Source organism: Bacillus toyonensis BCT-7112, from assembly GCF_000496285.1.
In the GTDB taxonomy this organism is placed as follows: Bacteria; Bacillota; Bacilli; order Bacillales; family Bacillaceae_G; genus Bacillus_A; species Bacillus_A toyonensis.
Genome location: NC_022781.1, coordinates 4,185,412 through 4,201,847 on the forward strand (window position 1 = coordinate 4,185,412; position 16,436 = coordinate 4,201,847).

A 16,436-nucleotide genomic window follows, 5' to 3' on the forward strand; every position below is an offset into this window, starting at 1 on the left:
CAACAATGGAAAAATGGAATAAAATATGTAAGGGTACATAATAGTTAATATTTTAATAAATACATATAATAAAATAAATAATGAAGTGAAACTTCCATCAGTGGATCATTAAGGTAGAAAAGGAAGGGTGTGGAATATGCCAGATTTAGTGAGTGATGTAAGCCATTATATGAACTATTTAGTAACGAAACGAAATACTGTTTCTAGTAATATTGCAAATGCGAATACACCTGGCTATAAAGCACAAGATGTAACATTTGCTGAGCAGATGAGTAAGAGCAGTGCGTTATATAAGAACAATGCGGCTGATTTAAAGAGCAATCCAGATTTATATCAAACGAATGAAATGCACTTACCGACAGTAAATATGAAAAATACGTATGCAAAGATTCAAACGAAATCAATGCAAAAGAATCAAGATGGAAATAGTGTGGATGTAACGACAGAAATGCTAGATTTAATGAAAGCAAATCAGTTATACGGTATTTCAATTAATGCAATTAATACACAATACGCAATTAACCAAGCGGCACGTGGACGTTAAAGGTAGAAGGAGAGACAACGATGTTTCAGGCAATGAATGCAAGTGGCTCAGGACTAACGACAGCGAGAAAGTGGATGGAAGTTACTTCAAACAATATTGTAAATGCGAATACGACAGCCGCTCCGGGGGCAGATTTATATGAGCGTCGTAGTGTGGTGCTAGAATCAAATAATAGTTTTGCAAGTATGTTAGACGGGGCTCCTACTAACGGAGTGAAAATAAAAAGTATTGAAGCAGACAAAACGGAAAACTTAGTGTATGATCCGACGCATCCGCATGCAAATGAAGAAGGATATGTACGTTATCCAAATATTGATGTAACTGCTGAAATGACGAATGTTATGGTTGCTCAAAAAATGTATGAAGCAAATACAAGTGTATTAAATGCGAACAAAAAAATGCTCGATAAAGATTTAGAAATTGGACGAGGATAAGGGGGAAGATAGGGATATGAAAATTCAACCAATGTTACATACACAGCCATTTGGAGCAATTCAGTCAATTGGTGCACCGAAAACTTCGGAAACTTCTGTAGCTCCGGGAAAAAAGTTTATTGATTTATTGGAAGATATGAATCAAACGCAAAATAATGCGCAAACAGCAGTATATGATTTATTAACAAAAGGGGTAGGAGAAACACATGACGTTTTAATTCAGCAAAAAAAAGCTGAATCTCAAATGAAAACGGCTGCTCTCGTACGTGATAATCTTATTGAAAATTATAAGTCACTAATTAATATGCAAATTTAGGAAAGTGGACGGGTGTGTTTAAATGGAAAAGATAAAAAATGTTATCCAATCGTTAAAAACGTGGCATAAGTTAGTAATCGGTGCTGCGCTTTTAGCGGTTGTAACAGGAGCACTTTTATACTTCACCTTGCCAGATAAATATGTTGTTGTATATCAAAATTTAAATGATGCAGATAAGCAAGAGATTACAGCAGAATTATCGAAGTTAGGTGTCGATTACCAATTAGCGGCCGATGGTTCAATTCGTGTGCAAAAGAATGATGCTCCATGGGTTCGAAAAGAAATGAATGGAATGGGCTTACCGTTTAATTCTAAGAGCGGCGAGGAAATATTATTAGAAAGCTCGCTCGGGTCAAGTGAGCAAGATAAAAAAATGAAGCAAATTGTCGGTACGAAAAAACAATTGGAGCAAGATATTGTACGAAATTTTGCGACGGTTGAAACGGCAAATGTTCAAATTACATTACCTGAAAAAGAAACAATTTTTGATGAAGAAAAAGCAAAGGGAACAGCGGCGATTACTGTTGGTGTGAAGCGTGGACAATTATTAACAGCTGATCAAGTTGCTGGTATACAGCAAATGATTAGTGCGGCAGTTCCTGGCGTGAAAGCAGAAGAAGTAAGTGTTATTGATAGTAAAAAAGGTATCATCTCAAAAGGAGCAGATGAAGCGCATTCTAACAGTTCCTCTTCTTATGAAAAAGAAGTAGAGATGCAGCATCAAATTGAAGGTAAGTTAAAGCAAGATATTGACGCAACGTTAATGACGATGTTTAAGTCAAATGAATATAAAGTAAATACGAAAGTTTCTGTAAACTACGATGAGGTTACACGTCAATCAGAAAAATATGGTGATAAAGGTGTGCTTCGTAGTAAACAAGAGCAAGAGGAAAGCTCTACTGCACAAGAAGGAGCAGATACGAAGCAAGGTGCTGGTATTACAGCGAACGGTGACGTGCCAAACTACGGTACGAACAATAATCAAAACGGTAAAGTTGTCTATGATAATAAAAATGGTAACAAAATTGAAAACTATGAAATAGATAAAACAGTTGAAACAATTAAGAAACATCCAGAATTAACGAAAACAAATGTTGTTGTATGGGTAGATAATGATACGTTAGTAAAACGAAAAATTGATATGACGACTTTCAAAGAAGCGATTGGCACAGCAGCTGGGCTTCAAGTTGATCCGAATGGAAACTTTACAAACGGTCAAGTTAACGTTGTAACTGTTCAGTTCGACCAGCCGAAAGTTGAAAAAGAGAAAGAGCCGGAAAAAAGTGGTATGAACTGGTGGTTATTCGGTGGAATTACAGCTGGCTTGTTAGCACTAATTGGTCTAGTATGGTTCTTCTTAGCAAGACGTAAGAAAAAGAGAGAAGAAGAGGAATATGAAGAATACTTAGCCGAAGAGGAAATTGCCGCAAGTAATGAAAGTATTCTGGAAATTCCTGAAGAAAAAATAGTGCCAGAGCCAACACCGGAACCAGAAGGACCGAAAGAACCAACGTTAGATGATCAAGTGCAGGAAGCTACGAAAGAACATGTAGAAGGTACTGCAAAAGTAATTAAAAAATGGTTAAACGGACAGTAAGGGAGGAACAACGATGTTAGATGAAATCTCCTCCAAAGAAAAAGCTGCCATCCTCATTCGTACATTAGACGAAGGGGTGGCAGCAAAAGTCATTGAATATATGACAGCTGAGGAAAAAGAAGTATTACTTCGTGAAATTGCGAAGTTTCGTGTATATAAACCAGAAACGTTAGAAAATGTGCTAGGGGAGTTCTTATATGAATTAAATGTAAAAGAATTAAACTTAGTCACTCCAGATAAAGAGTACATTCGTCGCATATTTAAAAACATGCCCGAAGACGAGCTGGAAAAATTATTGGAAGATCTTTGGTATAACAAAGATAATCCGTTTGAGTTCTTAAATTCACTTACAGATTTAGAACCACTTCTTACAGTGCTCAATGATGAATCACCACAGACGATTGCGATAATTGCTTCTTACATTAAACCGCAACTTGCTTCTCAATTAATTGAGAGATTGCCAGATCATAAACGAGTAGAGACGGTAATGGGTATTGCAAAACTAGAACAAGTTGATGGTGAATTAATTAATCAAATTGGTGAGTTGTTAAAAGCGAAATTAAATAATATGGCATTTAGTGCAATTAATAAAACAGATGGCTTGAAAACGATCGTGAACATTTTAAATAATGTTTCACGAGGTGTTGAAAAAACAGTCTTTCAAAAGCTGGATGAAGTCGATTATGAGTTATCTGAGAAAATTAAAGAAAATATGTTTGTCTTTGAAGATTTACTTGGTCTTGAAGATCTTGCGCTTCGCCGTGTATTGGAAGAAATTTCAGATAACGGTGTTCTTGCGAAAGCACTTAAAATTGCAAAAGAAGAAATTAAAGAGAAATTATTTACATGTATGTCTTCAAACCGTAAAGAGATGATTCTAGAAGAATTAGATGGCTTAGGACCGCTTAAGATGACGGATGCTGAAAAAGCGCAGCAAACGATTACAGGTACAGTTAAAAAGCTAGAAAAAGAAGGAAGAATTATCGTTCAAAGAGGTGAAGGGGATGTCCTTATTTAAAAACAGAATTCCGAAGAATTCTGTTTCTTTTTCTGAAGAAACGTATGAATTACAATTTCCAAAACCAGCTTCAGTCCAAATAGAAGAGGAAGAATTACAAGCTGATCATGCAGAGCTTCGCGCCCAGCAAGAATCGTTACATATGGAAATGAATCAGTTAAGACAAGGGCAGCAAATGCTAGAACGAGAGCGTCAGCAGCTAGTACAAGATAAAGAACAATTTCAAATGCATATTCATGAACAAATGGAACAGATGGAAGTAGCACGTATGCAGTTTCAAAAAGAACAACAGGAAACAGCATACGAATGGACAGAGTTATTGTGGGATCAATCTTTTCATCTAGCAGAAAAAATCGTAAACCAAGCGGTAGATTCGCGATTACTTGATGTGTTACCAATTTTAACTGGCATCGTTCAAACGTTGCCTACTTCATTTGAAAAATTAATAATAACAGTACATCCAGAAACGTTTGAACGTATTCAAGAAGAGAAGGAAAATACGAAAGAGTATTGGTTACTACAATTAGTAGAATGGAAATATGATTTCTCCCTGCAGTTCGGTGAATTTGTTTTGGAGGAAGAGAAAGAGTTTTTTGAATTTAAATTTGCACCTATATTTGCGAAGCTTCGTCAGAAATGGGAAGAAGAGAAGTTGTTTGAGGAGCAAAATGTATGAACAACAAGCTCATAAATGAACAGAATAAGTGGAATACGTTTATCGACACACCGTTTTATACGAAAATTGGTAAAGTTCATAGTGTACAAGAACAGTTTTTCGTAGCGAAAGGGCCGAAAGCAAAAATTGGCGATGTTTGTTTCGTTGGAGAACATAATGTTTTATGTGAAGTAATTGCGATTGAAAAAGAGAATAATATGTTACTCCCATTTGGACAGACAGAAAAAGTATGTTACGGGGATTCAGTTACATTAATTGCAGAAGATGTTGTTGTACCTCGTGGTGATCATTTACTTGGAAAGGTGTTAAGTGCGAATGGTGAAGTGTTAAATGAGAACGCTGAAAACATTCCACTACAGAAAATAAAATTAGATGCCCCCCCTATTCATGCATTTGAGCGTGAAGAGATTACTGATGTATTTGAAACGGGAATAAAATCAATTGATTCTATGCTAACAATTGGTATCGGTCAAAAGATTGGTATTTTCGCTGGATCAGGTGTTGGTAAATCTACTTTACTTGGAATGATTGCAAAAAATGCAAAAGCTGATATTAACGTTATTAGTTTAGTAGGAGAACGTGGCCGAGAAGTAAAAGACTTTATTCGAAAAGAATTAGGCGAGGAAGGTATGAGGAAAAGCGTTGTTGTTGTAGCGACGTCAGATGAAAGCCATCTGATGCAACTTCGCGCGGCAAAGCTTGCCACATCCATTGCTGAATATTTCCGTGATCAAGGCAATAACGTACTACTCATGATGGATTCAGTTACTCGTTTTGCTGATGCGCGCCGAAGTGTTGATATTGCAGTGAAAGAGTTACCGATTGGTGGTAAAACACTGTTAATGGAAAGTTATATGAAGAAGTTGTTAGAGCGATCCGGTAAAACACAAAAAGGATCTATAACAGGTATTTATACCGTACTCGTTGATGGAGACGATTTAAACGGTCCTGTACCAGATTTAGCACGTGGTATTTTAGATGGACATATTGTATTAAAGCGTGAGCTTGCTACGCTTAGTCATTATCCTGCCATTTCAGTGTTAGATTCAGTAAGTAGGATTATGGAAGAAATTGTGTCGCCTAACCATTGGCAACTTGCAAATGAAATGAGAAAAATCTTATCTATTTATAAAGAAAATGAATTGTACTTTAAATTAGGGACGATTCAAGAAAATGAAGAAAATGCTTATATTTTTGAATGTAAAAATAAAGTAGAAGATATAAATACGTTTTTAAAGCAAGGTCGATCGGATAGTTTCCAATTTGATGATATCGTTCAAGCGATACACCATATAGTATAAGGCCTCTACTAAAGGGGTCTTATTTTTTGTTTTTTAATATTTCACAGATTTTTTTGGAAAAAAACTATATAATAGAAAAAGAGAGCGTTATAATAGGAAGGGGCTATGAAAACAGGTGGATAAACAGCAGTACGACACGATAAAATTGCAAATAAATCAAGAAAAAGAACATATTTTAAAAGAAGTGTACGAACTAACAGCTGAAAAAAGAAAAATAGAACAAAAAAAAGAATATGATTTATACGTTGTGAAATCACGTAGCAAAGTCGTACAAACTGGTCAACGTATTATGGCTGGCATGCTTTCTTCACATACGTTTTCACCTGAAAGAATAGAAGAATGGAATCGAAAAATAAAAAAAACAGAAGGTTTTATTCAAAAAAATGAAAGCCTTTTAGAGCAAGTAAAAGAAAAAGAACGTGTCATTGATGAAATGTATCAAGAAGATTGTAAGAAGCTTGCAAAAGTGCAAGAAAAGCTAGAAGAAAAAATGCTTCTTGATTTAAAAATGTGTATGAATGGATGAGGTGAATGTAGTGATACAGTCTGTATTACCGGTGCAACAAAGTTTACCTCCGCAAAAAGAAAAAGGGCTAGAAATACAATCGAAAAATGAAAATTCTTCATTTGATCGTACGTTGAGAATGGAAAATAAACAGCAGCCGAAAACGGAGAAAACGAAACGAGAAGAAGCACCAAAAGAAGAGAAAAAAGAATATAATCTTTCTAAACCATCGGTAACGAAAGAAGAACCAAGTGTAAAGAAAGAAGAAAAAAAAGAGACAGAACAGTTGTTATTAGCTGTATCTGAGCAAATGGTTGCAATTGAGCAATTACGTGTGCAACCAGAATTGTTATATCAATACATACAAAAAATACAAGAGCTGTATAAAGAATATGGAAATATAAAACTTAACGAATTACCCGCAGGTGAATTACAACAATTACAAGAGCTCCTTTCAAATATGAATATTAAAAATGCTATATGTTTAGAAGATACAATGCAAATGGTGTTAGACAAAGTGAAGATGCCAGAGCAAATGATGCAGGCTTTGAAAGTTGTAGAGACAGAAACTTGTAATATTGCAAAAAAACAAGAAGAGTCTAAAGATGTAGATCTTCTGAAATCAGAGAGCGATGATGTGAAGGTAGAGTTGCCAGAAGTCGATTCGTTAAGTGATTCGAGTTCCACGGGTGCGGAGTTATTAAATAAAGCGACGAGTACTGATCAAATCGGAAAATCAAATAGTGGCGCTGAGAAGGTTACATTACCTGACTTAGGAAAGAAAATGGAAGCGCAAGTAGAAGCATTGCAAAAATTTGTAGTGAAACAAGAACGTGTTTTATTCCAGCTAAATCCAGAAAAATTTGGAACGTTAACTGTATTTATGAAAAAGCATGGCGACCAAATTGATGTGCATGTAGAAATGGAAAAACACGATGCAAAAAAACGTGTTGAAATCATTTTTGATGAATTGAGGCTAAAGCTAAAAGAAAAAGAAATTAATATTCAAATTAGCTATTCGGATAAAGATGAAAACCGTAAAGAACAGTGAGAACAAGAACAAAGACAAAAGCAGAAATTAGCAAGTACGCAACATGAGAAACAACAATCAAAAGAATTTGCGGGATTATTGGAGGAATAAAGCGTGCCAACAGTTGGGTTAAATACAACGAGTACAAATCATATTCCGTTACAAGCAGGAGCGCAAGCAAAAAACGCATCTGTGAATGGTGTACAATCGCCAGTTCAACAAACAAACGGAGTTTCAGCAGGAGCACAAAAGACTCCTGGGGTAATGGGGAAAGATGACTTCCTAAAATTGTTTTTATCAAGTTTCCAACATCAAGATCCATTTAATGCAATGGATATGAATCAAATGATGAACCAGACAGCGCAGTTATCTCTTATGGAGCAAGTGCAAAATATGACAAAAGCAGTTGACTCTTTAAGAACGACGATGTATTCGACAGCGCTTGATGGCGGTATGAAGTTTTTAGGGAAGTACGTAAGAGGTGTTGACGGCGACGGAAACAAAGTAACTGGTCAAGTAGAGACGGTTCGCCTTGCAGAGAATAATGATGTACAGCTCATTATTAATAATAAAGTCGTATCTCTTCGTTTCGTTGAGAGAGTGTCTGATAAACCGATTGGAGAAACGAATCCAGAGGATGTCAAGAAAGAAGAGCAAAAAACAACTGAAGAAGTAAAAACTACAAATTCATGAGGAGTGTCCATACGTTATGATTAAAGCGTTATATACAAGTATTACAGGAATGAATGCAACACAAAATGCATTAAGTGTAACTTCAAATAATATTGCTAATGCACAAACAGTTGGTTATAAAAAACAAAAAGCAATGTTTGATGATTTACTATATAACAATTCGATTGGTGCAAAAGGTGACGGTAAATACGCAGGAACGAATCCGAAAAGTATTGGTAACGGTGTGAAAATGAGTGGTACGGTTACAGATTATAGTGATGGTACAATTACGTTAACTGGTGGTAAAACACAAGCAGCAATGGAAGGTAATGGTTTCTTCGTTGTAGGTGATTCAAAAGGCGGAAATATGGAATTTACTCGTAAAGGTACGTTTGGGATATCCTCAGATTACTATATTACGAATACTGAAGGTCAATATGTATTTGCATATCCTGCAAATGAAGCAACTGGTGAAGTTGATTTATCTGGAATCCCAGGACCGTTGCAAATTCCAATGGGAACAGCAATTGGTGGTATTCGAACATCGAAAGGGACAATTAAAGGGAATATTCCAACTGGTGAAAAACAAATTACACAAGATTTACCTGTATATGATAATGCGGGGAATACATGGACAATGCGTGTAGAGTTTAAACAAACGAGCGAACATAATTATACATATAAAGTACAGATGCGTAATGACTCGAAAAAAGAAACAGAGTTTAAGGATGTTCAAGGTGCAGGTGGTAATATGACATTTGATGCTGTTGGAAATCCTAATCCGAAAGAGCAAAGAGCCAATATTCCATTTGATGGCGGCTCTATAAATTTAGACTTAAGTCATTTAACAAACCATCCAACAGATAAAACATTATCAGTAACAGACGTAGATGGTAGAGCAGCAGCGACGGTTAAAGATTGCTTCATTGCTGACGGTGGATATGTAATGGTAAAATATTCTGATGGAAGTATGAAATCTGCTGGCCAATTAGCTGTTGCGATGTTCCCGAACGAAGGCGGTCTAATGAAAACAGGTAATGGTAACTATACAGCGACGAATACAACAGGTATTTTAGCACTTGGTGCATCTGGTCAAAACGGTGCAGGTAAAGTACGTGGTGGCGCGCAAGAAGGGGCCAACGTAGATTTATCTGTTGAGTTCGTTGACTTAATGCTGTATCAACGTGGATTCCAAGGAAATGCGAAAGTAATTAAAGTGTCAGATGAAGTATTAAATGAAGTTGTAAACTTAATTCGATAATATATTATAAAGAAAACTTGTAATGTAGTAGAAAGGGTTTTTTATTCGTATGACAAGACAAGAGCGAGTTTTACAATTGCCTTTTTTCGAAAATAAACGTGAACTTGCCGAGCAAGTGCTAAAAATGGAACGAGAAGAGCATGTATATTTACCGGATCAATTTGAAATTAAGCAAGTGCCTCCGTATTCATTTGGTGAAAAGGAAGCCATCATTGGCCGTATTCATGAGTTTTATTTCGTAAGTGTTGGTAGTGATGGAGTTTGGAAGTATCAACTGTTTAAGGACGAGATGAAGTGCCGTGAGTTTTTTGTTACGTTATCAGGGATAACGGATCAGCAAATTGCGTTTTGGTTCAATAATATCGAGTTACTTAAAAGCTCTTAAAAGCCCTTTTAATGGTTTGAGAGATGTGGTAGGGTTTAAGTGCTTATAAGGGTGCTCGAACGTTGTGGAAACAGCGGTATGAAGTGTTACCAAGGTAGTTTAATAAGAGATAAGCGAATTGTAGTATAGTATGGATAACAACTATGGTTCTGAGGGGCTTGTAGTTGTAAGAGTAGTGCTATGGAGAGGTACTGTGATGGTTGGTTGGAGATAAGATAATTGTCTCATAGCAAACCAGTGCCTTTTGGATAGTTTGTGGGGATACATTTTTATAAAAGGAGAGGTGAGGAGGATGGCGCAGAATAAGTATCGCGTTACATTCATTTCGCCAAGTGAGGTTGAGCAGCGGACTGTAATGGCGGCGAGTAGTTTGCCAGATCTAATTCGTAAAGTAGAGAGTATTATCGCAGATCCGAACGGTTATTTTGTGAATGATAAAAAAAATAATTGCTATTTTAAAGTAATTAAAGAAAATGTTGCGTTTATTCAATACGAGCTACTATTTTCGGATAAGGAAATTCATATTGAAAAATTAAAACATATAGCGCCGGCTATATTAAAACAATTATTTAAAAAAATAAACGATCCAGAACTATATGCACTCGCGTTACTTGATGTTGATATAGCGACGAAACAATATGTACTCGAAGAAATGAATCAAGAGTTAAGAATGAGAGTAGAAACGGAACTTTCAAAAAAATGGGAAGCAATGCCGACAGAAATTGTAGGGGCACAAGAAGTGTTATTAGAGGCACTTGCTTCATTTATACAAGATTAAGCGTAAATAAATTGTTCGACTATCTATATTTTTCATATAGGTAGTTGACTTTTTCTCTTTTATAAAGCTTAATAATTAAATATACGGAATTAATGGAAGGGGAGCGACACCTTTATGTCACAAGCACAAAGTATTTTATTAGAAAGTGGAACAAATGAATTAGAGATTGTCACATATACTGTTGGTGAAAATCTATTTAGTATCAATGTAATGAAAGTACGTGAAATCATTAATCCATTCCCTGTTACAACTGTGCCAGAATCTCATCATGCAGTTGAAGGTGTTGTTCAAGTACGTGGTGAAATTTTACCTGTTATTAACTTAGCAACGGCTCTTAATTTAAAATCAACAAAGCCACTTGATCAAACGAAATTCATCATCTCAGAATTAAACCAAATGAAAGTTATTTTCCGCGTTGACGAAGTACATCGTATTCAACGTATTTCATGGGAACAAATTGATGAACCAGCTTCCTTATCAATGGGACTAGAAGAAACGACATCTGGCATTGTAAAACTAGATGGGAAAATTATTTTACTATTAGACTATGAAAAAATTGTATGTGAAATTAGCGGTACTGGTTATGACAATAAATCACTTTCAGGCTTAGAACAAAAAACAGATCGTGCTGAAAAAGTTATTTATATTGCAGAAGATTCAGCAATGCTTCGCCAAATACTAGAAGAAACTTTATCATCAGCTGGATATACGAAAATGAACTTCTTCAGCAATGGTGCGGAAGCGTTAGCACAAATTGAAAAATTAGCGAAAGAGCAAGGGGAAAAAATGTTTGAACACATTCACTTGCTAATTACTGATATTGAAATGCCAAAAATGGATGGACATCATTTAACGAAAGTGGTTAAGGATGGTGAAATAATGAATCGTTTACCGGTCATTATTTTCTCTTCATTAATTACAAATGAATTATTCCATAAAGGTGAAGCTGTAGGAGCAAATGCTCAAGTAAGTAAGCCAGATATTCAAGAGTTAATTGGTTTAGTTGATAAGTTAGTGTTGTAAAAGAGTTTTAAAAAGCGTTTTTTTTGCTGGAATAGAACCTCTAGCGAAGTTTGGAAGCGGTCAGTGCCTAATAGAGCTCTGTACGATGTAAGACCAAAGATATGGAGTGGTTTCAAGTAAGCAGGAGAAGAGAGCTTTCGACTGAGGGTTGGAAACTTTCTTCTATTAGTGGGGAAAAAGGAACTAGCCATGTATAGTAGTACTGGCTAGTTCCTTTTTAGTATTCTATACGCTGTACAGGTAGAAGGAGTATTTGTGGTTGTAAGAATCGTCTCTATTTCGAGATTTTCAATTGGTTTAATTAATAAGTAACGTTTTTTTGTTTAAAAATATAAGAGAACATATTTTGGTTTATGTTAGTAATATTTCGTGGTAGCGCAAACTTTTTCGGTGAAAATATATTAAAAATACCATATAATATAATTATATGTAATTAATATGTATAATTGCATATTAATTAAAAAATACTCTTTCTTTTTTACACTTTCCATACGTTTTTGTATGTTAATTATTTGACAGACAATTTCGAAATGTTATAATATGGATATGTAAAAATTGCTATTTCTTAAAAGACATGGGAGTCAGATGAGAATTGTGAAAGGATGAGGGGGAGTGGCACAGATTATGTATCACCACACAGCAATCAATGTATTAAAACTTTTACAAAACATGTCAAATAATAAAATGAATGATATGAAATTAGAAACGGAATTTAAAAAAATAGAGAAACAATTCCGAGTGGAGTATGAAGAGTTAGTCGATTTATATAATAGAATGGTTTTATTCCAAATAGATATAGAAAAACATGGCGGTATGCGAGCTTATGAAAAATCAACAATTACATGGCTGAAGTCTGAGCTAGAGTTACTGTATGAAGTGTATCAATTTTGTCAACGTCACGGTTTAAACATTTTAAATATTTCAAAATACGTTAGTAAAAATGAACTAAATCTTTTTCCGAAAACAGAAAGTCAATTGCAAAACACATACTATAAATTGAAAAAATGCGAAATACCGTTTGAAAATATTGAAAAGCAAAAACCAGGACGAAAGCGAAAATATACACCCATAAAAGAACAAATCGTTGAAATAAAAAAGGAAAACAAGCAAGAAGTAAGAAAAGAAGTTCAAAATACAGAGAATGAAAAAAGCCTTGTAACAGTTATATCTGGTATCGTTGATAATTTTGAAACAATTAGTCAATGTAGTGAAAGAAAAGAAGATGAACTCCATCAGTTTATGGAAGGCATTTATAAGCTTTCAAGCATGGCTGCTGGGCGTTCGGAAAATGAAAAGGATGTACGTGGTCTTGAAAGCGAATTGCATGTATTACGAGCTGAAAATGAAAGACTAAAGCGAGAAAAGGAAGAGCTTGTTCATGATATAAAAGAAATGACGCATCATTTAATTCATTTCATTACGAGCTCTGATATCGATCAAATTCGCACATTGCCTTACTTCGTAAAAGAATGTAAACAAGATTTGCATAAATTAGGGTTATATAACGCACAAGACGGGAAAATGAAAATTATGGTTGATCGTAGTGGACAAGTTATGACTGTAACACAGTAATAAAATTTGGGTACAAAATAAAAGGGAGATACATAGTTTATATGTATTTCCCTTTTATTTTGTGTGGAATCGTTTCAAAGAGGGAAGACAAATTTTTAAGATTGTAGTAATTTAGAAACCATTTGCGGAATTTGATTAGCCTGTGAAACCATACTGAGCGCAACTTTAGTTAATAATTTAAACTTTAAAAAATCGCTCATTTCCTGCGCCATATCCGCGTCTTCAATTCGAGAAGAAGCATCTGTTAGGGCCATACTTTGACTATTTAAATTTTCAATATTAAAGTGTAAACGATTTATCATAGCCCCAAGATCAGCACGATGAAGTGATACATTTTGCAAGGCTTCTTCAATTTTACGGATCGCTGCTCTTGCTTCTTGTTCTGTTGAAATCTTGATGTCATGTTGTGTAGGGGAAGGGGGGATATGGTTCGTCATATGTACTGTATGACCGATATCGTCTAACGTAATAGGACGGCTTTGTCCATCAAATACAAATAAATCATTAAACTCAGTTGTCGCACCAATATAGCCAACTTGCTCTGTTAAAGATTGAAACTCTTTATTTAACGAATCACGGTTTTTATTTGAATTTGTATCGTTCGCAGACTGAACAGCTAAATCACGCATACGCTGTAAAATATTCGTCACAGTTTGAAGAGCAGCTTCCGCTGTCCGAAGCATTGATAGCGCATCCTCATTATTACGAATCGCCACACGCATACCACTCGCTCGTGCATGCATACGAGTCACAATTGCAACATTAGCTGGATTATCAGAAGCATGGTTTAACTTCTTACCAGTCGCCAAATGCTCCATCGCAATATTCATACGTTTTTCATTCTCATATAGTGATTGCCTAGCATTCATACTTAAAACATTCGTACCAATACGCATAATAGACACTCCTTATAGATTGATATAGTTAGTGTTCTAAAGCTAATAAACGGCTATGGATAGATAAAAAGGCTTATGCTCATTTGCTGTTGTTCTTTTAACATAAGAGGGGATCAAAATAGGCACTGACCGCTTCTACATATCGCGGATGCTCCCGTCCATCTAAAAAAAGAAGCGTTTTACAAATAATTTATTTATATAGAAAAATAAACCTCTCCGCAAGCAGAGAGGTTTATTCAGGAAACTAGCTCAAATGGCTTATTGTAATAATTTAGAAACCATTTGTGGTGTTTGGTTTGCTTGAGAAAGCATGCTGATACCAGCTTCGTTCAAGATTTTGAACTTAGTCATTTCAGACATTTCTTTCGCCATGTCAGCGTCTTCGATTTGAGAAGCAGCTGAAGCCATAGAAGAAGATTGGCTCTTCAGGTTATTTACGTTAAAGTCAAGACGGTTTAATGTAGCACCTAGAGTTGCGCGGTTAGATGCAATGTTTTCTAGTGCAGAGTCAATTGCAGCGACAGCAGCATTAGGATTAGCAACAGTTACTTTTGTTTTATCGAACGCACCGCCTAAGGCTTTAGCTGCAGCAGCTTTAGCTACATCTGTATCTGCGGCATTATTGTAGTCTGCTAATTTGTCAGTAACGGCTTTAGCATCTGCTGCAGACATAGATCCTTTAACTTTATCGAATTCCTTCATAGCAGCATCAACTTCTTTTTGAATATCAGCTTTGTCAGTAGTAGTTGTTGTATTAAGTGCAGTAAATTTGCCTGCAACATCATCAATTGTTTTTTGTGATGCGCCACCAATTGTTAGTTTATCAATACTTAGTGATTGTGTAGAAACGTTTGCTAATTTAATATCAATTTTCTTACCTTCATCAGCGTTATCTAATGTTTGAATTGCAATAGTTTCATTAGAACCATCTAATAATTTTTTATCATTAAATTCAGTGTTAGTAGAGATGTAATTGATTTGCTCTTTTAATGCGCCGAATTCTTTATCTAGAGCTGCTTGGTTCTCAGATGTATTTGTACCATTTGCAGATTGGTTTGCAAGGTCACGCATACGAAGTAAGATGTTAGATACTGAGTTCATTGCTGAATCAGCTGTACGGATTAATGAAATACCGTCTTGTGTGTTGTTAGCAGCAACACCTAATCCACTTTCACGAGCACGCATACGAGTTGCGATTGCAAGACCTGCTGCATCGTCAGAAGCGTTGTTGATACGTTTACCGCTTGATAAACGGTCCATAGCGTTGCTCATTTTAGCTTGGTTTTGGCGCATGTACTCTTGCGTACGCATGCTGTTAATGTTTGTATTAATTCTCATGTTAAGAAACCCCCATTTTTTTATATTGACTTTTCTGCAAATTGAAAAACGGTAATATGCGAAAAAATCAATTTCGAGATTTATTGTAATCCTTGCTACAACAGGTGTCAACTAAAAATTCGAATTAATAAATATAAAAAAATAACAGTTTAACAATATATTCATTTTTTTATTACATAATTATTAAAAGGATTATTGCAAACTTTAAAAAAAAACTCTAATATTAGATTATCTTTGTTTACCGAAAAGGTGATATTATGGTAATTGGAAATATAGTAAAAGAAGTGCTTGCATATAAAAAAGGACAAATTCAGCAAAAGCTAAGTAGTCCACAAGCATTCGTTAGTAGTCGTTTTCAAGAGAAGTTGCAGAGTGAACCTGCGAAGGAGACGAAGGGTACTACGCAACCGGCAAATATAGAAGAGATGAGTCAGCCGGTACAATCTACGAAAATAGAAACGGTTGTTACTAAACCGGAACAATCTATTCATAAAGTAGAGGAAGCGAGTAAGCCTGAGGAAAAGGCTGAAACGAAGAAAGCAGATGAAGTGCAAGTCGCACAAAAAGAGTTTGAACGACGTTTCCCAGAAACGAAAAATGAGGCTGTTGATACGTGGGGATTAACGAAGAAGTATAATATTCAAAAAATACGTTCTTCCAATGAAGGGAAGTATGAGGATATTATTGATCGCGTAAGTCGTACATACGGAATTCCGAAAACGTTAATTCAAAAAATGATTGAAGTAGAATCTGATTTTAATCCGAAAACGGTGTCACATGCAGGTGCGATGGGGCTTATGCAGCTTATGCCAGCGAATGTGAAAGAGATGGGTATAAAAAATCCATTTTCACCAGCTGAAAGTATTGAGGGCGGCGTGAAAGAGTTAAGCGGTTATTTAAAGAAAAATAACGGTGACTTAGTATTGGCGCTTGCTTCTTATAATGCTGGTCCTGGTAATGTGAGAAAGTACGGAGGCGTACCACCGTTTAAAGAAACGCAAGGATATATTAAAAAAATATTAAATATCGACGTTTCAAAATAAGAAATTTCATATATAGAGAGAACATGAAATTTTCGTGAACATGATAT

The 16,436-nt window shown here is 35.5% G+C and carries 17 protein-coding genes and 1 pseudogene; 16 read left to right on the top strand and 2 right to left on the bottom strand.

Going from position 1 to position 16,436, the window contains the following annotated elements; genetic code table 11:
- Positions 1 to 136: 136 nt before the first annotated feature.
- From flgB to BTOYO_RS21540, 15 genes and pseudogenes are all read left to right on the top strand, one after another.
- Complete coding sequence (gene flgB, locus BTOYO_RS21470) at positions 137 to 544, top strand: flagellar basal body rod protein FlgB (protein ID WP_001113112.1); 408 nt, start codon at positions 137 to 139, stop codon at positions 542 to 544.
- Between the two features lie 20 nt (positions 545 to 564).
- Positions 565 to 978 carry a flagellar basal body rod protein FlgC gene (flgC, locus tag BTOYO_RS21475; RefSeq protein WP_000484909.1) on the top strand — a complete coding sequence of 138 codons (414 nt, stop codon included), beginning with the start codon at positions 565 to 567 and terminating at the stop codon, positions 976 to 978.
- A 16-nt stretch (positions 979 to 994) separates the two neighbouring features.
- Positions 995 to 1,294 carry a flagellar hook-basal body complex protein FliE gene (gene fliE, locus BTOYO_RS21480; protein ID WP_000701668.1) on the top strand — a complete coding sequence of 100 codons (300 nt, stop codon included), beginning with the start codon at positions 995 to 997 and terminating at the stop codon, positions 1,292 to 1,294.
- A 22-nt stretch (positions 1,295 to 1,316) separates the two neighbouring features.
- Positions 1,317 to 2,891 carry a flagellar M-ring protein FliF C-terminal domain-containing protein gene (locus BTOYO_RS21485; protein WP_000411360.1) on the top strand — a complete coding sequence of 525 codons (1,575 nt, stop codon included), beginning with the start codon at positions 1,317 to 1,319 and terminating at the stop codon, positions 2,889 to 2,891.
- Between the two features lie 13 nt (positions 2,892 to 2,904).
- On the top strand, positions 2,905 to 3,909 hold the full coding sequence (gene fliG, locus BTOYO_RS21490; RefSeq protein ID WP_000883355.1) for a flagellar motor switch protein FliG: 1,005 nt from the start codon (positions 2,905 to 2,907) through the stop codon (positions 3,907 to 3,909).
- A complete protein-coding gene (locus tag BTOYO_RS21495) occupies positions 3,896 to 4,585 on the top strand; it encodes a FliH/SctL family protein (RefSeq protein WP_000051701.1) in 690 nt (229 codons plus the stop codon). The genes fliG and BTOYO_RS21495 overlap by 14 nt, the downstream gene beginning before the upstream one ends.
- Positions 4,582 to 5,886, top strand: a complete 1,305-nt coding sequence (gene fliI / locus BTOYO_RS21500; RefSeq protein ID WP_001060540.1) for a flagellar protein export ATPase FliI — start codon at positions 4,582 to 4,584, stop codon at positions 5,884 to 5,886. Before BTOYO_RS21495 ends, fliI begins: the two co-directional genes overlap by 4 nt.
- Before the next feature lie 115 nt (positions 5,887 to 6,001).
- A complete protein-coding gene (locus tag BTOYO_RS21505) occupies positions 6,002 to 6,412 on the top strand; it encodes a hypothetical protein (RefSeq protein WP_000360857.1) in 411 nt (136 codons plus the stop codon).
- A 10-nt stretch (positions 6,413 to 6,422) separates the two neighbouring features.
- Positions 6,423 to 7,532, top strand: a pseudogene (locus BTOYO_RS21510) (flagellar hook-length control protein FliK).
- A 3-nt stretch (positions 7,533 to 7,535) separates the two neighbouring features.
- Positions 7,536 to 8,114, top strand: coding sequence for a flagellar hook assembly protein FlgD (locus BTOYO_RS21515; protein ID WP_001143458.1), 579 nt, complete (start codon positions 7,536 to 7,538; stop codon positions 8,112 to 8,114).
- A 16-nt stretch (positions 8,115 to 8,130) separates the two neighbouring features.
- Entirely contained in the window at positions 8,131 to 9,354 is a 1,224-nt protein-coding gene (locus BTOYO_RS21520) for a flagellar hook protein FlgE (protein WP_000588325.1), read from the top strand.
- A gap of 49 nt (positions 9,355 to 9,403) precedes the next feature.
- A complete protein-coding gene (locus BTOYO_RS21525) occupies positions 9,404 to 9,739 on the top strand; it encodes a DUF3964 family protein (protein WP_000198189.1) in 336 nt (111 codons plus the stop codon).
- A gap of 292 nt (positions 9,740 to 10,031) precedes the next feature.
- Complete coding sequence (locus tag BTOYO_RS21530) at positions 10,032 to 10,517, top strand: hypothetical protein (RefSeq protein ID WP_000068315.1); 486 nt, start codon at positions 10,032 to 10,034, stop codon at positions 10,515 to 10,517.
- A gap of 114 nt (positions 10,518 to 10,631) precedes the next feature.
- Entirely contained in the window at positions 10,632 to 11,540 is a 909-nt protein-coding gene (locus BTOYO_RS21535) for a chemotaxis protein (protein ID WP_000075949.1), read from the top strand.
- A gap of 624 nt (positions 11,541 to 12,164) precedes the next feature.
- On the top strand, positions 12,165 to 13,112 hold the full coding sequence (locus tag BTOYO_RS21540; protein WP_000274700.1) for a DNA-binding domain-containing protein: 948 nt from the start codon (positions 12,165 to 12,167) through the stop codon (positions 13,110 to 13,112).
- Between the two features lie 95 nt (positions 13,113 to 13,207).
- Here BTOYO_RS21540 and BTOYO_RS21545 read toward each other — a convergent pair whose 3' ends face one another.
- Both BTOYO_RS21545 and BTOYO_RS21550 read right to left on the bottom strand, forming a co-directional pair.
- A complete protein-coding gene (locus tag BTOYO_RS21545; protein WP_001219692.1) occupies positions 13,208 to 14,008 on the bottom strand; it encodes a flagellin N-terminal helical domain-containing protein in 801 nt (266 codons plus the stop codon).
- A gap of 258 nt (positions 14,009 to 14,266) precedes the next feature.
- Entirely contained in the window at positions 14,267 to 15,346 is a 1,080-nt protein-coding gene (locus BTOYO_RS21550; RefSeq protein ID WP_001222344.1) for a flagellin N-terminal helical domain-containing protein, read from the bottom strand.
- Positions 15,347 to 15,603: 257 nt separating this feature from the next.
- On the opposite strand from BTOYO_RS21550, the gene BTOYO_RS21555 reads away from it, so the two are divergent.
- Positions 15,604 to 16,389: a lytic transglycosylase domain-containing protein gene (locus BTOYO_RS21555; RefSeq protein ID WP_000234457.1), complete on the top strand. Its 786-nt coding sequence runs from the start codon at positions 15,604 to 15,606 to the stop codon at positions 16,387 to 16,389.
- Positions 16,390 to 16,436: the final 47 nt, after the last annotated feature.

Excerpts from the sequence above, each read along its gene's own strand:
- BTOYO_RS21535 (WP_000075949.1), top strand. The coding sequence starts at position 10,632 with ATGTCACAAGCACAAAGTATTTTATTAGAAAGTGGAACAAATGAATTA.
- flgB (WP_001113112.1), top strand. The coding sequence starts at position 137 with ATGCCAGATTTAGTGAGTGATGTAAGCCATTATATGAACTATTTAGTA.
- flgC (WP_000484909.1), top strand. The coding sequence starts at position 565 with ATGTTTCAGGCAATGAATGCAAGTGGCTCAGGACTAACGACAGCGAGA.
- fliI (WP_001060540.1), top strand. The coding sequence starts at position 4,582 with ATGAACAACAAGCTCATAAATGAACAGAATAAGTGGAATACGTTTATC.
- BTOYO_RS21555 (WP_000234457.1), top strand. The coding sequence starts at position 15,604 with ATGGTAATTGGAAATATAGTAAAAGAAGTGCTTGCATATAAAAAAGGA.
- BTOYO_RS21530 (WP_000068315.1), top strand. The coding sequence starts at position 10,032 with ATGGCGCAGAATAAGTATCGCGTTACATTCATTTCGCCAAGTGAGGTT.
- BTOYO_RS21495 (WP_000051701.1), top strand. The coding sequence starts at position 3,896 with ATGTCCTTATTTAAAAACAGAATTCCGAAGAATTCTGTTTCTTTTTCT.
- BTOYO_RS21520 (WP_000588325.1), top strand. The coding sequence starts at position 8,131 with ATGATTAAAGCGTTATATACAAGTATTACAGGAATGAATGCAACACAA.
- BTOYO_RS21545 (WP_001219692.1), bottom strand. The coding sequence starts at position 14,008 with ATGCGTATTGGTACGAATGTTTTAAGTATGAATGCTAGGCAATCACTA.
- BTOYO_RS21550 (WP_001222344.1), bottom strand. The coding sequence starts at position 15,346 with ATGAGAATTAATACAAACATTAACAGCATGCGTACGCAAGAGTACATG.
- fliE (WP_000701668.1), top strand. The coding sequence starts at position 995 with ATGAAAATTCAACCAATGTTACATACACAGCCATTTGGAGCAATTCAG.
- fliG (WP_000883355.1), top strand. The coding sequence starts at position 2,905 with ATGTTAGATGAAATCTCCTCCAAAGAAAAAGCTGCCATCCTCATTCGT.
- BTOYO_RS21485 (WP_000411360.1), top strand. The coding sequence starts at position 1,317 with ATGGAAAAGATAAAAAATGTTATCCAATCGTTAAAAACGTGGCATAAG.
- BTOYO_RS21525 (WP_000198189.1), top strand. The coding sequence starts at position 9,404 with ATGACAAGACAAGAGCGAGTTTTACAATTGCCTTTTTTCGAAAATAAA.
- BTOYO_RS21540 (WP_000274700.1), top strand. The coding sequence starts at position 12,165 with ATGTATCACCACACAGCAATCAATGTATTAAAACTTTTACAAAACATG.